Origin of the sequence: Kushneria marisflavi (genome assembly GCF_002157205.1) — a bacterium.
Classification (GTDB): Bacteria; Pseudomonadota; Gammaproteobacteria; order Pseudomonadales; family Halomonadaceae; genus Kushneria; species Kushneria marisflavi.
Map to the genome: position 1 here is coordinate 2,932,719 of NZ_CP021358.1, position 16,096 is coordinate 2,948,814.

The 16,096-nt window shown below is 59.4% G+C and carries 16 protein-coding genes and 1 pseudogene; 12 read left to right on the forward strand and 5 right to left on the reverse strand.

Going from position 1 to position 16,096, the window contains the following annotated elements; translation table 11 throughout:
* Positions 1–12: 12 nt before the first annotated feature.
* From ftsB to lpxL, 11 genes are all read left to right on the forward strand, one after another.
* Positions 13–378, forward strand: a complete 366-nt coding sequence (gene ftsB / locus B9H00_RS13390; RefSeq protein ID WP_086901066.1) for a cell division protein FtsB — start codon at positions 13–15, stop codon at positions 376–378.
* Positions 375–1,118, forward strand: a complete 744-nt coding sequence (gene ispD / locus B9H00_RS13395; RefSeq protein WP_086901067.1) for a 2-C-methyl-D-erythritol 4-phosphate cytidylyltransferase — start codon at positions 375–377, stop codon at positions 1,116–1,118. The genes ftsB and ispD overlap by 4 nt, the downstream gene beginning before the upstream one ends.
* Positions 1,119–1,137: 19 nt before the next feature.
* The gene (ispF, locus tag B9H00_RS13400; protein ID WP_086901888.1) at positions 1,138–1,623 is read left to right on the forward strand and encodes a 2-C-methyl-D-erythritol 2,4-cyclodiphosphate synthase; all 486 of its coding nucleotides are present in this window, start codon (positions 1,138–1,140) and stop codon (positions 1,621–1,623) included.
* Positions 1,620–2,678 (forward strand): tRNA pseudouridine(13) synthase TruD, encoded by a 1,059-nt coding sequence (truD, locus tag B9H00_RS13405; protein WP_236944285.1) that lies wholly within the window; start codon positions 1,620–1,622, stop codon positions 2,676–2,678. The genes ispF and truD overlap by 4 nt, the downstream gene beginning before the upstream one ends.
* Positions 2,679–2,776: 98 nt before the next feature.
* A complete protein-coding gene (gene surE, locus B9H00_RS13410) occupies positions 2,777–3,553 on the forward strand; it encodes a 5'/3'-nucleotidase SurE (protein WP_086901068.1) in 777 nt (258 codons plus the stop codon).
* A 189-nt stretch (positions 3,554–3,742) separates the two neighbouring features.
* Positions 3,743–4,696, forward strand: a complete 954-nt coding sequence (locus B9H00_RS13415; protein WP_086901069.1) for a DUF368 domain-containing protein — start codon at positions 3,743–3,745, stop codon at positions 4,694–4,696.
* 9 nt (positions 4,697–4,705) lie between these two features.
* On the forward strand, positions 4,706–5,785 hold the full coding sequence (locus B9H00_RS13420) for a peptidoglycan DD-metalloendopeptidase family protein (protein WP_236944286.1): 1,080 nt from the start codon (positions 4,706–4,708) through the stop codon (positions 5,783–5,785).
* A gap of 110 nt (positions 5,786–5,895) precedes the next feature.
* Complete coding sequence (gene rpoS, locus B9H00_RS13425; RefSeq protein ID WP_086901070.1) at positions 5,896–6,876, forward strand: RNA polymerase sigma factor RpoS; 981 nt, start codon at positions 5,896–5,898, stop codon at positions 6,874–6,876.
* Positions 6,877–7,173: 297 nt separating this feature from the next.
* The gene (locus tag B9H00_RS13430; RefSeq protein ID WP_086901071.1) at positions 7,174–8,766 is read left to right on the forward strand and encodes a TolC family outer membrane protein; all 1,593 of its coding nucleotides are present in this window, start codon (positions 7,174–7,176) and stop codon (positions 8,764–8,766) included.
* 30 nt (positions 8,767–8,796) lie between these two features.
* Positions 8,797–9,951, forward strand: coding sequence for an alanine racemase (gene alr, locus B9H00_RS13435; protein ID WP_086901072.1), 1,155 nt, complete (start codon positions 8,797–8,799; stop codon positions 9,949–9,951).
* A 116-nt stretch (positions 9,952–10,067) separates the two neighbouring features.
* Positions 10,068–10,994 carry an LpxL/LpxP family Kdo(2)-lipid IV(A) lauroyl/palmitoleoyl acyltransferase gene (gene lpxL / locus B9H00_RS13440; RefSeq protein WP_086901073.1) on the forward strand — a complete coding sequence of 309 codons (927 nt, stop codon included), beginning with the start codon at positions 10,068–10,070 and terminating at the stop codon, positions 10,992–10,994.
* A 134-nt stretch (positions 10,995–11,128) separates the two neighbouring features.
* On the opposite strand, the pseudogene ettA reads toward lpxL, so the two are convergent.
* The 3 genes and pseudogenes from ettA to B9H00_RS13455 all read right to left on the reverse strand — a co-directional run bounded on the left by ettA (position 11,129) and on the right by B9H00_RS13455 (position 13,768).
* Positions 11,129–12,789: pseudogene (ettA, locus tag B9H00_RS13445) on the reverse strand (energy-dependent translational throttle protein EttA).
* A gap of 187 nt (positions 12,790–12,976) precedes the next feature.
* Positions 12,977–13,165 carry a PA3496 family putative envelope integrity protein gene (locus tag B9H00_RS13450; RefSeq protein ID WP_086901074.1) on the reverse strand — a complete coding sequence of 63 codons (189 nt, stop codon included), beginning with the start codon at positions 13,163–13,165 and terminating at the stop codon, positions 12,977–12,979.
* Positions 13,166–13,330: 165 nt separating this feature from the next.
* On the reverse strand, positions 13,331–13,768 hold the full coding sequence (locus B9H00_RS13455; RefSeq protein WP_086901075.1) for a PAS domain-containing protein: 438 nt from the start codon (positions 13,766–13,768) through the stop codon (positions 13,331–13,333).
* Positions 13,769–14,027: 259 nt separating this feature from the next.
* On the opposite strand from B9H00_RS13455, the gene B9H00_RS13460 reads away from it, so the two are divergent.
* Positions 14,028–14,312: a SelT/SelW/SelH family protein gene (locus B9H00_RS13460; protein WP_174678730.1), complete on the forward strand. Its 285-nt coding sequence runs from the start codon at positions 14,028–14,030 to the stop codon at positions 14,310–14,312.
* A 34-nt stretch (positions 14,313–14,346) separates the two neighbouring features.
* Here the strand turns inward: B9H00_RS13460 and B9H00_RS13465 are convergent, their stop codons facing one another.
* Entirely contained in the window at positions 14,347–15,327 is a 981-nt protein-coding gene (locus B9H00_RS13465; protein ID WP_086901077.1) for a zinc transporter ZntB, read from the reverse strand.
* A gap of 70 nt (positions 15,328–15,397) precedes the next feature.
* Positions 15,398–16,096: an arylesterase gene (locus B9H00_RS13470; protein ID WP_269466847.1), complete on the reverse strand. Its 699-nt coding sequence runs from the start codon at positions 16,094–16,096 to the stop codon at positions 15,398–15,400.

Here is a 16,096-nt window from a genome sequence, read left to right on the forward strand (position 1 = left end):
ATATAGATCACGATGCTCAAATGGATTTCAATCGCGCTGGTCGTCGCACTGGCCGCGCTGCAGTATCAGCTCTGGCTGGGAGATGGCGGGCTTTTGGAGCATAGCCGGGTCAAGGCGCGCGCCGATGAGCTGCAGGAGAGCAATCAGCTGCTGACCGACCGCAACGACCGTCTTGCCGCCGAGGTGGTGGATCTGAAAAACGGTCTTGATGCGATCGAGGAGCGCGGGCGTAATGATCTGGGCATGATTCGCAACGATGAACAGTTTTTCTGGGTACCCAGCGAAAAGGCCAGTCACAATCCCACGAAGGTAGCGCCTCCCGGTGCCGATCAAAGTGCCGATGAAGCGCGTGATCAGTTTGCCGGGAGAGAGCAATGAGTGCCCCTCAATGGTTGATCGTGCCGGCGGCCGGTCGGGGCACACGCATGCGTGCGGCCTGTCCCAAGCAGTATCTGCTGCTTGATGAGGCTGCGGTGCTCGCCTGTACGCTGGCGCGGTTGAATGAGGCCTTTCCCGAGGCCACGCTGCTGCTGTGCCTGGACTCTGAAGACCAGTGGTTCCATGAGTCCATGGTGCCCTTTGCACACTGGCATCGTCTAAACGGTGGCAACGAGCGCGTGGACTCGGTGCGCGCCGGTATCGACTGGCTCACGGATCGTGCCCATGTTGATGACTGGGTGCTGGTCCATGATGTGGCACGCCCGTGTGTCACCGTGGCGGACCTGCACCATCTGATGGACACTATCCGGCATGATCCGGTGGGGGGCCTGCTGGCGGCGCCGGTGACCGATACCCTCAAGCGTCAGGACGCTGACCAGCGGGTTGACGAAACCGTACCGCGTCAGGGGCTCTGGCGCGCCCTGACCCCTCAGGGCTTTCGCTATGGCGTGTTGCAGGAGGCCTTCAGGACTGCCCGTGAGGCGAACTTTCTGATGACCGATGAAGCCTCGGGCGTTGAACGCCTCGGTCATGCTCCCCGGCTGGTCACCGGTCGCAGTGACAATCTGAAAATCACCCATCCTGAAGACCTGGCGCTGGCGGCGCAGATTCTCTCTGCCCAGCGGGCCAGCGTTCATTTATCCCTGTCCGACAAGGAGCCCGGCCATGAGCCTGTCTGATCCTTCCCTGCTCGCCCGGCTGCGTATCGGTCACGGCTTTGACGTCCATCGTTTTGGCGAGGGCGACCATCTGATGCTGGGCGGTGTGCGCGTGGCCTTCGACCACGGTTTCGTCGCTCATTCCGATGGGGACGTGGTGCTGCATGCCCTGAGCGATGCCCTTTTGGGTGCCGCGGCGCTGGGAGATATCGGTCGCCACTTTCCCGACACCGACGAGCAGTGGCGCGGTGCTGACAGCCGTGCGCTGCTGCGCCACGTGGTAGCGCTGGTCAGGGCGCAGGGATTTGGCCTGATCAATGTCGATATCACCATTCTGGCGCAGGCGCCCAAAATGGCGCCGCACATCGACGCCATGCGTGAGGTGATTGCCGGCGACATCGGGCTTGAAAGCATCTGCGTCAACGTCAAGGCCACCACCACCGAAAAACTTGGCTTTACCGGTCGCGGTGAGGGCATTGCTGTCGAAGCCGTGGCGCTTTTAATGCGCCATGACGAGGCCTCATGACCCCATCGGTTGGCGAAAGGCAGGACTCACCGCTGCCTGACTGGGCCAGAAGCCTTGGTATGCCACCGCATACCGGTCGGTTTCGTGAATTTCCCGAGGCCTTTCGAGTCGAAGAGCAAATGGCCTTCACGCCCGAAGGCGACGGCGAACACCTCTGGCTGCACTGCGAAAAGCGCAATATGTCCACGGCGCAGCTGATTCGCCATCTGTCGCATCAGCTGGAGGTGGCCCCGCGTGATATCGGTGTCAGTGGTCTCAAGGACCATACCGCACTGACTCGTCAATGGGTGTCGGTGGCCATGACCGGTCGGGTAACCCCGGTGGATCTATTGGCGCTGGTTGAAAGGGACGGACTGCGGCTGCTGTCATTTGGCCGGCATCCGCGCAAGCTGCGTCGTGGCGTGCACCGCGCCAATCGATTTGCCCTGTATGTGAGCGGTGATGCCGTCACGCAGGGATCGCTTGAAACACGCTGGCTGGAACTGGTGGCGCATGGGGTGCCGAACTATTTCGGACCGCAGCGTTTTGGGCATCAGGGCAGTAACCTCACGCGTGCTCAAGCCCTGATGGCGCGTGGCTGGAAGAAAAAACAGGACCGCGATGGCTTCCTGCTCTCCAGCGCGCGTAGTTTCCTGTTTAACCAGGTGCTGAACGCGCGCATCCAGCAGGGCAGCTGGGCCAGCGGGCTGGAGGGAGACGTTTTCAACCTTGAAGGCAGCGCCAGCCAGTTTGCCGGTGAAGCCCTTGATGACGAGTTGCAAGCGCGGCTGACGGCACTGGATATTCATCCGACCGGCCCGATGTGGGGGCGTGGCGACGGTGGCGTCAGTGGTGAGGCACGGATGCTCGAGTGTCACGTGGCCGAACGGGACGCTGTCCTTGCCAAGGGCATTGAATCATCCGGCGCTGCACCCATGCGTCGACCGCTGCGCCTTGGCCTTCAGTCGCCGTCACTTGAGCGGGACGGTGAGGGGCTCTGGCTTCATTTTTCGCTGGCGCGCGGTGGGTTTGCCACGGCGGTGCTGCGTGAGCTCTTTCAGCACCCGGCACTTTAATTCATTGGTGCCCGGGGCTTGTGGGGCCTTGCGTTGTTCGCCATCGCAGCGTCGGGCAACCGCATCCATTTTCGAATTGATCTGAACAGGGAAGTCCAATGCGCAGACTGCTTTTATCCAATGATGACGGGGTGCATGCACCGGGACTCAGAGCGCTGCACGATGCGCTGGTCGATCAGGCCCGGCTGCGAGTGATTGCGCCCGATCGTGATCGCAGCGGCGCCAGCAACTCGCTGACGCTGGCATATCCGCTGTCGCTGACGCCGATGGACAGCGGTTTTTATAGCGTCGACGGCACCCCGGCCGACTGCGTTTATCTGGGCGTAAGCGATATCTTCGATGAAACCGTGGATATGGTGATCTCGGGCATTAACCATGGCGCCAATCTGGGCGATGACGTGCTCTACTCCGGCACCGTGGCGGCGGCCATGGAAGGGCGGTCGCTGGGACTTTCGGCGATCGCCATGTCGCTGGCGGGCCACCAGTATTTCGAAACGGCCGGGCGCGTGGCGGCTACCCTGGTCAGCGCCGTCGAGCAGCTGGCGCTGCCGCCACGGAGTCTTTTGAACGTCAACGTCCCCGACGTGCCCTGGGATGAACTCAAGGGCTTCAGGGTGACCCGGCAGGGCCAGCGTGGCCAGGGCAGTCAGCCCATACGGCTTCAGGACCCGCGCGGTCGTACCCGGTACTGGATTGCAGCCTCCGGGGAGAGTGCCGATATGGGCGAAGATACCGATTTTGCCGCCATTGAGGCCGGTTTCGTGTCGATCACGCCGCTGCAGACGGATTTGACTCGTCACGCTTCGATCGCCGATGTCAGCGGCTGGCTCGAAGCGCTGACCGGTCCGCGTCAACAGGGCGGAGACCTGACCTGAAAAGGCAGAGTCGAGTGGATAACGGGTGTCTGAGCACCCTGGAGCAGACAGTGACCGGGCGCGATGCGATACTCGCGCCCTCGAATCGACCGCCGTGTAACAGGCATCGCTGACAAAAGTGCCTGTACGCGCTTTAACCGATTATCCCGAGTCGGTCCATGGACCGCCCATCGATCTGGAGTAGAACACGTGAAAAGGCATGTGACGCTTTTTCTGAAAGGTATGGGCATGGGGGCAGCGGATTCCGTGCCCGGCGTGTCCGGCGGGACCATTGCCTTTGTGACAGGCATCTATCAGGAGCTGATCGAGACCATTCGTCGCTTTGGTCCCAGTGCCTTCGGCGCCCTGCGTGATAATGGTCTGAAAGGTCTGATCGTACATCTTAACCTTGGCTTTCTGATCCCGCTTCTGGCGGGGATAGCTGCCAGCGTGCTCAGTCTGGCGCATCTGGTGAGTTACCTGCTGGATCATCAGGCCATGCTGCTCAACGCCTTCTTTTTCGGGCTGGTGGTGGCGTCTGCCATCGTGGTGGCACGGCGGCTGGATCGCTGGCGTCTGGTGTTTCTTCTGCCGCTGGCGCTTGGGGCGCTGCTGGCACACTTTTTACCGGCGGTCCTGCCCAGCGGTGGCGGGGCAGTAATGCTGGTCGTGGCGGGCGCCATCGCCATCAGTGCCATGCTGTTACCGGGTGTCTCCGGCAGCTTTTTGCTGCTGACCATGGGCATGTATCATACGGTGATTGATGCCATCAAGGCGTTCGATATCGTCACCATGGCGCAGTTTGCACTGGGCTGTCTGGTAGGGCTTTTTACCTTCTCGCGCGTGCTGTCGTGGCTTTTCAGGCATCATTACTCCACCACACTTTATCTGCTGATCGGCTTCATTCTGGGATCACTTCCGGTACTGTGGCCCTGGCGTTCGCTGGACAGCTACGCGATGTCGCCGGAAGGAGAAGTGGTGCCACTGACCTACAAGCTGCTGTCACCGGAAACCTATACGGCCGTGACCGGTGAGCCGGCACACATGTGGATCGCACTGGCGCTGGCGCTGATCGGATTTATCCTGGTAGTGGCCGTGGGAGAACGTTCCGGTGATGACTCGTCACGGGTCTCCACGGACAGTCAATCAATGTCAAAGGAGTAGAGCAGAGACATGGTTCGATTTCATCTGCGCATGCGACAGGTCACACTGGGCAGCAGCGTTGTCCTGATGGCAGTGCTGGGAGGCTGCGCTCAGATCAGCAATGCGCCTGCAGTAGAAGAGGCCTCATTCAACCAGAATTCGATGGCCAACGGCATTTACCATGTCCAGCGTGGCGATACGATCTACTCGATCGGCTGGAAAACCGGCATTGATTTCCGTCGGCTGGCATCGCTGAACAACCTTGAACCGCCTTACGCCATAGAGCCTGGCCAGGCGCTCAGGCTAAACGATAGTGTCAGCGCCCCGGCAGTCTCTTCAGCGTCTTCAGCCTCCGTATCAGGCACCAGTGGCACGCATGCTACTGCGCTCAGCGGCGCTCAGGGCAGTGACAGCGGCGGCGGTGATGACAGCTGGCTGTCTCCGGATGAGGACACCATCAACCGCAATCGCAGTACCGGTGCCAATGCAGACTCGCAAACGCAGCTTTCACAGGGCGCAGTAGGTGCCGCGGCTGGTGTGGGCGCTGCTGCCGGAAGTGCTGCCAGCGGTGGTTCAGGCAACAGCTCGAGCAGCGCTCAGAGCCCGGCGCCTTCGAAGGGCAGCAGTGGCTCGTCCTCCGGTGGCAGCAGTGCCGAGAAGGAAGATACCGGTGGGGCGGCCGTGGCAGGTAAAACCACCAGCCAAGACCGCTCTGATCGCACCTATACGCCCACAAGCAACATCCAGTGGCAGTGGCCGACACAGGGCAAGGTCGTGGGTGATTTCGGCGACAAGACAAATCTCACGGCCGGGATTGATATTGCTGGTCAAAAGGGGCAACCTGTCAAGGCAGCCGGCCCCGGTATTGTCGTCTACGCCGGTAACGGTGTTCGCGGCTATGGCAATCTCATCATCCTCAAGCACAACGATCATTTCCTCAGCGCCTACGCGCATAATGATGCCTTGAACGTCAAGGAAAACGATGTCGTGCGCCAGGGCGAAACCATTGCCACCATGGGCTCGACCGACGCAGACAGCGTCAAGCTGCATTTTGAAATACGCCAGGATGGCCAACCGAAGGATCCGCTGCAGTATCTGCCGGATCGCTGAGGCACCAGGGAGACCGCTCATCCCTATCGAGATGGGCGGTGTTATGAGACCCGAAGGATGATCGACCCAGTCGATGATACGGGGACCTCAAACGAAAAGGGGAAGTCGATATGAGCGTGGTTGAACAGGGATTGCACGACGACGTTGAACTGGAAGAGAACGAAAACGAGCTGACGCTCGATGATAATAATGACAAGGAAGCAGACAACGAAGACGCGTTCGAAAAAGCCTTGAACAGGGAAGAACGCCAGCAGCATCAAAGTCTTGATGCGACCCAGATTTATCTCAATGAAATCGGATTTTCACCGCTTCTGACACCGGAAGAGGAAGTCCATTACGGCCGTCTGGCACGTAAGGGTGATCCCGCCGGGCGTCAGCGCATGATCGAATCCAACCTGCGCCTGGTCGTCAAGATCGCGCGGCGTTATCTCAATCGTGGCCTGACCCTTCTGGATTTGATCGAGGAGGGCAACCTGGGTCTGATCCGTGCGGTAGAGAAGTTTGATCCGGAGCGCGGTTTCCGCTTCTCGACCTATGCCACCTGGTGGATCCGTCAGACCATCGAGCGGGCGCTGATGAATCAGACCCGTACCATTCGCCTGCCCATCCATGTGGTCAAGGAACTCAACGTCTACCTGCGTGCCTCGCGCGAGCTGACCCAGAAGCTGGATCATGAGCCGACGGCTGATGACATTGCCACGCATCTGGACCGGCCGGTCGAGTCGGTCAAGCGGATGATGGGGCTTAATGAGCGCGTCTCTTCGGTCGACTATCCGGTGGGCAGCGAGAACGACAAGCCGCTGCTGGACACGATCGCTGATGAAAACGAGGCCGGACCCGAGTCCGATCTGGTCGACTTTGACGTCAAGGCGCATGTCGATGAGTGGCTTGGCGAGTTGACCGAGAAGCAGATGGAAGTGGTGGTGCGTCGCTTTGGTCTGCGCGGTCATGAAGCGGCCACACTTGAAGAGGTCGGCGAAGAAATTGGCCTGACACGTGAACGGGTTCGTCAGATTCAGGTAGAGGCGCTCAAGAAATTGCGCCGCATGCTGGAGAAACAGGGCCTGTCACTGGATGCCATTTTCGAGTAGACCGCCTGTGGTCTGATCAGCCATCAGCTGCTTCCGGGCAGGATGAACAAAAACGGCGCCAATCTGGCGCTGTTTTTTTGATCTCTGCTTTTGATTTTTACCCTAGAGGCCGATGAAATTGAATCGCCTTTAAACATTCAGGGATGTATGTAAAATCCTGCAATGTGCTAAGCTCGCACCCCACAAGAGGGTTGCACTGTGATCATGCCGGTGCACTCGAGATGCTACAAGGTTGCCAGCCGGTCACGGGATACCGACCAGAGACGGCCATAACCGTTTTAGACAGGGAATCATTCGATGCGTAAGTTCAGAGTACTGCCACTGGTGCTTGCCGTCTCGCTCGCGGGCCAGGCTCAGGCCGCTGACCTGATATCCATCGCACGCGATGCGCTGGTCAGTAATGCCGATCTCGCCGCCTCAAGATCCGGCTATAGCAGCGTAGAGGCCGGTGAAGATATTGAGCGCGGTGATCTACTGCCTCAGGTCAGTGCTACCGGCGGCGTTACACGCTACAACATTACCTCCTCGCAACGCAGCAATCTTGCGGGTCTCGGCGGAGGGGCTGGTGCTGGTGGTATTACCGGTGGCGGTAGCGACAATCACTATACCGGCACCACGGTGCAGGTCCAGGCCACTCAGGCTCTTTTTGATGCCACCAACTGGTATCAGTTGGAAGCCTCGAAGCGCCAGACCGCCCAGGAAGCCCTGAACCTGCGTGTCGATCGTCAGCAGCTTCTCTACAATGTGGCTCAGGCCTATTTCGACGTGCTGCGTGCCAAGGAGCAGCTCGATACCCTGCGCGCCGAGGAGCAGGCCGTCTCGCGTCAGCTCGAGCAGGTCCGTCAACAGTTTGATGTCGGCATCGTGGCGGCCACCGATGTGTATGAGGCTCAGGCGTCCTATGATCTGACGCGCTCACAGCGTATCTCGCAGGAGAGCACCCTGCAGGTCAATTTCGAAGCGCTCGAACAATTGACCGGCAAGCAGTATTCCAGCATTGATGGCCTGGCCGATGACATGCCCATCGAGCGTCCGACACCGACCAGCCAGCAGGCATGGGTCGAGATGGCCTCCAGTCAGAATCTGAACCTTCTGGCCGCTCGCGCTGCCGTTGAAGTGGCGCGTGCCAACCTCGATACTTCGCGTGCCGGCCATCTGCCGACCCTGTCCGCCTTTGCCAACTACCAGTATGGCGACAGCGATCAGGACACCCTGCGCGGTCATAACGAGCAGAACCAGATCGGTCTGGAAGCCACCATCCCCATCTATACCGGTGGCTCAACCAGTGCTCAGGTCAGGCAGAGCACGTACTCCCTGGAGCAGACCCAGTATCAGCAGGAGTCACAGCTACGCACGGCCGTTCAGCAGGTGCGCTCCTACTATGCCCAGACGCTCAACAATGTCCTGACCGTTCAGGCGCAAAAGCGCTCCATCGAGTCCAATCGCAGCGCTCTGGAAGCCACTCGCAACGGCTATGAAGTCGGCACGCGCAATATCGTCGATGTGCTGCAGGCTCAGCAAAATCTCTTTACCGCCATCTCCAACTACGCCGATGCGCGTTATGATTATGTCCTTAACCTGCTGAGCCTTCGTCAGGAAGCCGGCATTCTGGATGTTGATACGCTGCAGGTGCTCAACGGTTGGCTGCGTCCCGACAAGGCGGTACTGTTGAACTTCGAATCGCAGGGTACGACCGGGCTTGGCATCGGCGATGATCAGCCTGATCCCGGCATGAACGGTCCCAGCCCGCTGGAAGGCAGTCAGGGCCAGCGTCGGCTGCCACCGCCCAATCGTACCGCCCTGCCGGATGACGATGATCTCAACGGTCTGGGAAATAGTGGTATGCCTGATGGTCTGAGAAATGGCATGCCCGGTAATACCGGCTACTGATACACATTTTTCTGTACGGGGTTTGATCAAATGAGGCCGCTGACAGCGCATATTGACCTGGATGCGCTGCGTCACAACTATCTGCAGGCGCGCCGATGTGCGCCTCAGGCCCGCGCCATGGCGGTACTCAAGGCCAATGCCTATGGCCATGGCGCTGCGGCCTGTGCTGCGGCTCTAGGCGATCTGGCCCCGGCCATGGCAGTGGCCTGTCTTGAGGAAGGGCAGGCGCTGCGTGCACACGGGATCAAATGTCCCATCGTACTGCTGGAAGGTTTTTTCGAGGTCAGTGAACTCGATGAGATCATCACCGGCGGCTACTGGAGCGTGCTGCACACGCCCTGGCAGGTCGAGGCGTTGCTCGAGCGGCTTGCGCACTGGCCGCAGCATCGCCTCACCGTACTGATCAAATGTGACAGTGGCATGCATCGGCTGGGGTTTTCCCCCGACGAGATCCAGAATATCTGTCAGCGCCTGCGCACGCATGAAGGCATCGAGCAGACATTGCTGATGACCCATTTCGCCACCGCTGATGTACCGGACAATCCGCTGCTCACCCGGCAGCTGGAGACCATCAATACCCTGCGAAGTCGACTCGATCTGCCTGGCTGTTTCGCCAATTCTCCTGCCACCCTGAGCGCACCGGCCTCCCACCACGATTGGGTGCGCCCCGGCGTCATGCTCTATGGCGTCAATCCACTTGAGCGCCATCATCCGCTTCACGACGAGATCAATCAGGTGCTGCAGCCGGTCATGACGCTGGAAAGCCGGATCATTGCCGTTCGGGAATTACCCGCCGGTGAGCCGATCGGCTATGGTGCCCGTCATGTGACCCGTCGCCCGACACGGGTCGGCGTGGTGGCCTGTGGCTACGGTGATGGTTATGATCGTCATGCCAAAGAGGGGACCCCGGTGCTGGTCGATGGTCAGCGCGTTGCCCTTGCTGGCCGCGTGTCGATGGACATGCTCACCGTGGACATCACCGAGCTGCCCGAGGCCGGCATTGGTTCACGTGTGACCCTGTGGGGACGCGACGCCAGTGGCGCTACGCTCAGTGTCAGCGAGGTGGCGCGCTGGTGCGATACCATCGCCTATACGCTTTTGACCGGCATACTGCCGCGCGTCCCGCGTTGTTACCATCGAAGTGATGCCCCAAAGACGTTGATCGACGCCGGAGTGCTGCCCTGATCGGCTGGTACGACAGGCGTTGAGGTCCTCTTGTCTCCGTAATCCCTTATAGTATCTGCAGCGTGGTGCTCAATCGGCATCGCGTCTGTTCGCAAGGAAGTTGCACAGGCTGATTGATGAGTAAACGTAAACGTCACGAATATCCCGAATCCTTTGCGCACCCGCGTTACTGGCCGACCTGGTGTGCGATCGGCCTGATGCGCGTGGGCGCCTTTCTGCCCTGGCGTCTCAAGCTGTGGGTTGGCACGGCCATCGGCGAGCTGGTGTGGCGCTTAGTCAAACGCCGCCGCCATATCACCGAGACCAATCTGCGCCTGTGTTTTCCGGAGCTTGATGAGCGCGAGCTCGCCAGACTGGTCAGACGCACCTTTCATGCCAACGGTATCGGTATTCTGGAAACCGCGACCGGCTGGTGTCGCGACCCGGAGCATCTACGCCATCGTGTCAGCTTCAAGGGCACCGAACACATGGAAGCGGCGAAAGCCCGCGGCAAGGGTGTGTTGATCATCGGCATCCATTTCTCGACGCTGGATCTGGGTGGGGCACTGCACTCGCTGTTTTTCGATGCCGACGTGGTCTATCGCCCCCACAACAATCCGCTGTTCGAGCATTTCATGACCAGGGCGCGGCGCGGCATTTTTGGCGCGGCCATCGATCGTCATGACCTTCGCGGCGTGGTTCGACGCATCAAGGGCGGTCATGCGGTGTGGTATTCACCGGATCAGGACTTTGGCCGAGAGGCGAGCGTGTTCGCCCCGTTTTTCGGTATCGATGCGGCCTCAATCCGGTTGACCTCCAAGATCGCACGCATGACCGGCGCGCCGGTCATGCCGCTGATGTTTCATCGCAACCCGGACAATCGCACCTATACGCTCGAATACCTGCCGGCGCTTGAGAATTTTCCCAGCGGGGATGAGGTGGCCGATGCCTCTCAGGTCAACGCCTTCATCGAGATGGCCATTCGCAAGCACCCCGAGCAGTATCTCTGGCTGCATCGTCGCTTCAAGACCCGCCCGGAAGGAGAGGCGTCCTTCTACGACTAGCGTGTTCACAGGCGTCATCAAAAAGTGATGGGATGAACAAAACGATAAAGTGAAAAAAGGGCCACCCGACGGGGTGGCCCTTTTTGATACGGCGTTTCAAGACACTACATCAATACACCGGAAAGTGATGCAGGTCAGGCGTCGATGCGCTTGTACTTCACGCGTTTGGGCGTGTCGCTGCCCACGCGCTTGTGGTAGTCCGCTTCATAATCGGTGTAGTTGCCTTCAAAGAACTCGACGTGGGAGTCACCTTCGTAGGCCAGGATGTGCGTGGCAACACGGTCCAGGAACCAGCGGTCGTGGCTAATGACCATCGCACAGCCCGGGAAGGCCAGCAGGGCTTCTTCCAGCGCGCGCAGGGTCTCGATGTCCAGGTCGTTGGACGGCTCATCGAGCAGCAGCACGTTGGCGCCCTGTTTGAGGGTCTGGGCCAGCTGCAGGCGACCGCGTTCACCGCCGGAGAGATCCTTCAGATACTTCTGCTGGTCATTGCCCTTGAAGTTGAAGCGCCCCACATAGGCACGCGAGGAGACCTCGTAGCCATTGATGTTGAGCATGTCCTGACCGCCGGAGACGGCTTCCCAGACGGTCTGGCGATCATCCATGGCATCGCGCAGCTGCTCGACGTAGGCGATGTCGACGGTGTCACCGATCACGACATCACCGCTGTCGGGCTGTTCCTGACCGGTGATCATGCGAAACAGGGTCGACTTGCCGGCGCCGTTGCCGCCCACGATGCCCACGATCGCACCCGGCGGGACGGACATGGTCAGATCCTCGATCAGCATCTTGTCGCCAAAGCGCTTGGTGACGTTGTGCAGCTCGATGACCTTGTCGCCCAGACGCGGTCCCGGCGGAATGTAGATCTCGTTGGTTTCGTTGCGCTTCTGGAAATCGCCGGACTGCAGCTCGTCAAAACGATTCAGGCGTGCCTTGCTCTTGGCCTGGCGGCCCTTGGGATTCTGGCGAACCCACTCAAGCTCCTGCTTGATTGCCTTTTGACGCGTTGCTTCCTGCTTGGCTTCCTGTTCAAGGCGCTTTTCCTTGGCCTCAAGCCAGGTCGAGTAGTTGCCTTCCCAGGGAATGCCACGACCGCGGTCGAGCTCGAGAATCCAGCCGGCGGCGTTGTCCAGGAAGTAGCGGTCGTGCGTGACGGCCACGACAGTACCGTTGAACTCGGTCAAAAAGCGCTCGAGCCAGCCCACGGATTCAGCATCCAGGTGGTTGGTCGGCTCATCGAGCAGCAGCATGTCGGGGCCGGACAGCAGCAATCGGCACAGGGCGACACGACGACGTTCCCCCCCCGAGAGATGCTCGACGCGGGCATCCCATGGTGGCAGACGCAGGGCCTCGGCAGCCACTTCCAGCTTGCGTTCGAGGTTATGGGCGTCGCTGGCCTCGATCATGTTCTCAAGGCGTGCCTGCTCGGCGGCCAGCGCGTCGAAATCGGCATCCGGCTCGGCATAGGCGGCATAGACGGCATCGAGCTTCGCCTGCGCTTCAGTGATTTCGGACAGGGCTTCCTCAACGGTCTCGCGAACCGTCTTGCTGTCGTCGAGCTCCGGTTCCTGCGGCAGATAGCCCACATTGAGATTGGGCATGGGCCGGGCTTCGCCGTGATAGTCCTGATCGACGCCCGCCATGATTCTCAGAAGGGAGGACTTGCCCGAACCGTTCAGTCCCAGAACACCGATCTTGGCGCCGGGGAAAAACGACAGGGAGATATCCTTGAGGATGTCGCGCTTGGGGGCACGGTCTTGCCCACCCGATTCATGGTATAGACGTATTGCGCCATGGAGTGGATTCAGCCTCGTAGTCAATGGTGATAGGCAGGGTATCAGAGGCAGTCGTCTGCCAGTACCGTGATGATAGAGATCAGGGGGCATCACGGCCAGCGTAAAGCGGCAGTCACGATTTCATACAAATGGGCAGGGCGCCACAAGGGCGCCCTGCAGGAGAGACTCTGGTTCAGAAGGAGGCGGCTATTCCTCTTCGTCCCATTCATCCCAGCCGTCGATCAGATCGCGCTCGAGTCGCCGCGCTTCCAGGAGCGATTCAACGCGTCGGCGAGCACAGATCTCGCCCTTTTTGGGACGTGCGCTGGGTGTCCAGGTGTCATCATTGACCGCGTCAAGCTCATCGGGGGCTTCATCAAACAGCTCGGTACTCATGGTGGCTGCCCTCAGCTGCAAAAAAAGCTGTATAACGCCCTTTCAGATCCCGGGCAAGCGCTTTTTGCACCCTCATATAACCAATGCATGACAATGGGGTCAAGCCTGCAGGAAAGAACATCGAGCCCACTCATGGCGGGCCATTCGTACGAATGCCTGTAAAGCTCAGGACATCTCTTCAACGCGTGCGCGCAGGCGCTCGAGTTCCTGCTGAGCTTCCACCAGGCTGGTCACATCCTTCTGGACACCGATGAAGTACAGCAGCTGGTCCTCTTCGTCATGAACAGGCGTAATCGAGAGTTCATTCCAGAACAGGGAACCATCCTTTTTGTAATTGCGGATGACCTCACGGCAGGCATGACCCTCCTTGAGAGCGTCTCTGATGCGATCCAGACCGGGCTGCTGGTTATCGCCGTTTTGCAAAAAGCGGCAGTCGCGATAAAGAATTTCGTCAGCGCTATAGCCGGTCAGTCCTTCAAACCCGCTGTTGACGTAGATCAGGATATTTTCGTTGCCTTCCTGTTCTGCCACCACAATGCCATCTCCCGAGGCGTTAACGACACGTTCGAGCAGCTCGGGGCTGATCATCCGCTGTGTTTGCATGATCGATATTTCCTTGAGTTTAATGCTTCCCTGTCATGCAGGTAGCGGCTTTTCGGTCATGAAAGATAGGCTTGCATGATATGAAGTCCAGCGGGCGTGATGCCAGCATAATGAGTAGCAAAAGCACACTGCCTGCAAAGTCCCATTAAATTACCTAATGGGTGGCGGAGTTTTTTAAGTCTCTCTGTTGCATGATGTAACTTCGTGAACCGGACTGAAAACCATCACCGACCCGATAATTCCCTACAAGGAGCCCTTGATGAAAGTCACCATTCATTACTGCACACAGTGTCAGTGGCTGTTGCGCGCGGGATGGTACGCGCAGGAGCTTTTATCCACCTTTGGCGAAAGTCTTGAGCAGGTGGCACTGGCGCCCGGCCATGGCGGCCATTTCGAAATCGTGATGGTTGACGACGACCAGGCCTTATCGGAGGTGATCTGGGAGCGCAAGCGCGATGGCGGGTTTCCCGACATCAAGGAGCTCAAGCGACGCGTCCGGGATCGACTTGACCCCGGACGGGATCTTGGTCATGTCGACCGCTGAGACAGCGGGCTTGAGGCACTGCCTCCCAGGCTCACTACCACCAGCGCCACTTTTTCAACAATGCCATGACGCCGGCGCCGACCAGCATCGACAGCACTACCACGACGGCAAATCCCGCCGGGCTTGAGGCGCCTGGAATGCCACCGACATTGATGCCCAGAAGCCCGGTTAGAAAGGTCAGTGGCAGAAACACGGCCGTGATGATGGACATCAGATACATGCGCTCGTTGAGCCTTTCATTGTGCAGATTCGAAAGCTGCTCCTGAAGAACCAGAGCGCGCTCCTGCATGGCGCGAAAATCCTCCACATAACGGAAGAGCTGGTTGGACGCTTCACGAAGCCACAGCCTTGCCGTTTCATCAAAAATGTCATCCTCGGCCAACCTTGCCAGACAGTGATACTGCGGCTCCATGAAACGACGCAGTGTAATGAGGGGCTGTCGAATATCGGTCAGCTCCTCGTTGGTAATGGCAGGGCTATCCTTTAGGGTCTGGCGCTCTTCCAGTTCGCCCAGAGCATCATCGATCTGATGGGTCAGGTCGCCCACGCGGTCGACCAGCGTATCCGCCATGCCGGCCATCAGCTCGCCAACATTGCGGGCACCTTCACCGGCGTCAAGATAGGCACGAACGCGTGTGATCGACTGCAGCGGTCGTCGACGCACGGTGATCAAGCGGTTTTCGGTCAGCCAGACCCGCAGCGAAATCATGTCGTCGGGGTCCGCACCCGGGTTCAGGTTGACACCGCGCAGGGTCGTGATCCTCCCGGCCTTGAACATGGCCACGCGCGGGCGGGTGTCCTCTTCCGTCAGCGCCTCGATGATGTCCTCATCAAGTTCTGCAATGGTGCCGAGAAAGTGATCAACATCCTTGTGGGTAAAGTCCAGATGCATCCAGAGCGGCGCCTCATCGTGTTGCCAGACGCGGGAAAGCTCTTCGTTGTCCAGTGGCGTACCGCTGCCCTCGCCATCCAGACGATAGGCCACCACAAAGGAAGAAGTAGAAGCAGAGGACATGTCGGATTTTCCACCGTGAGTCGAAAGGATCATGAATACGGCGGCCGTGCCGCCGTGCTTGAATCAGTACTTAATGGTGACTGGCATGGGGTGTATCGCCTGGCGATGCTGTTTCAAGCATCGAGGCCACGGTCGGCCAGATATTATCGAGCATGATGGGCTGTCCCTTTGCATTGGGATGGATGCGATCGTCCTGCATCAGATCGGCATTGAGGGCCACGCCATCAAGGATAAAGGGCACCAGCGGCACATCGTAGCGGCTGGCCAGCGTCGGGAAAACATTGGCGAAGGCCCTTGTGTAGGTCTTGCCATAGTTGGGGGGGATCAGAATGCCCAGAAGAACCACGCGTGCGCCGCTGGCCTGGCTCTTCTCGATCATCTGCGCCAGGTTATCCTGCATGCGCTGTGGCGGTAGTCCCTGTAATCCGTCGTTGCCTCCCAGCTCCAGCAGCACGATATCGGGGTGGTAGGTCCCGAGTGCGTCAGGCAACCGCTCAAGGCCGGCCGCCGTGGTGTCACCGCTGATGCTGGCGTTGACCACCCTGTGCTGGCCGGGCGCTTCGGCGTCGAGTCGCTGGCGCAGCAGGTTGACCCAGCCTTCATCACGATCGATGCCTCGTGCAGCGCTGAGACTGTCGCCGACTACCAGCAGCGTTTCGGCCTGCACCGGCTGTAGTGCCGCTGCCAGTACCACCACCAGCATCATTAAACGTCGCCGGCCTTTCGGCGCGATGCGACGTGAAACCTTCATCCAATTCAGGTAGCGCAA

What these genes read in the sequence shown, in the direction of transcription:
- ftsB (WP_086901066.1), top strand. Translation starts at nt 13, where the DNA reads ATGCTCAAATGGATTTCAATCGCGCTGGTCGTCGCACTGGCCGCGCTG.
- ispD (WP_086901067.1), top strand. Translation starts at nt 375, where the DNA reads ATGAGTGCCCCTCAATGGTTGATCGTGCCGGCGGCCGGTCGGGGCACA.
- truD (WP_236944285.1), top strand. Translation starts at nt 1,620, where the DNA reads ATGACCCCATCGGTTGGCGAAAGGCAGGACTCACCGCTGCCTGACTGG.
- surE (WP_086901068.1), top strand. Translation starts at nt 2,777, where the DNA reads ATGCGCAGACTGCTTTTATCCAATGATGACGGGGTGCATGCACCGGGA.
- B9H00_RS13420 (WP_236944286.1), top strand. Translation starts at nt 4,706, where the DNA reads ATGGTTCGATTTCATCTGCGCATGCGACAGGTCACACTGGGCAGCAGC.
- rpoS (WP_086901070.1), top strand. Translation starts at nt 5,896, where the DNA reads ATGAGCGTGGTTGAACAGGGATTGCACGACGACGTTGAACTGGAAGAG.
- B9H00_RS13430 (WP_086901071.1), top strand. Translation starts at nt 7,174, where the DNA reads ATGCGTAAGTTCAGAGTACTGCCACTGGTGCTTGCCGTCTCGCTCGCG.
- alr (WP_086901072.1), top strand. Translation starts at nt 8,797, where the DNA reads ATGAGGCCGCTGACAGCGCATATTGACCTGGATGCGCTGCGTCACAAC.
- lpxL (WP_086901073.1), top strand. Translation starts at nt 10,068, where the DNA reads ATGAGTAAACGTAAACGTCACGAATATCCCGAATCCTTTGCGCACCCG.
- B9H00_RS13450 (WP_086901074.1), bottom strand. Translation starts at nt 13,165, where the DNA reads ATGAGTACCGAGCTGTTTGATGAAGCCCCCGATGAGCTTGACGCGGTC.
- B9H00_RS13455 (WP_086901075.1), bottom strand. Translation starts at nt 13,768, where the DNA reads ATGCAAACACAGCGGATGATCAGCCCCGAGCTGCTCGAACGTGTCGTT.
- B9H00_RS13460 (WP_174678730.1), top strand. Translation starts at nt 14,028, where the DNA reads ATGAAAGTCACCATTCATTACTGCACACAGTGTCAGTGGCTGTTGCGC.
- B9H00_RS13465 (WP_086901077.1), bottom strand. Translation starts at nt 15,327, where the DNA reads ATGTCCTCTGCTTCTACTTCTTCCTTTGTGGTGGCCTATCGTCTGGAT.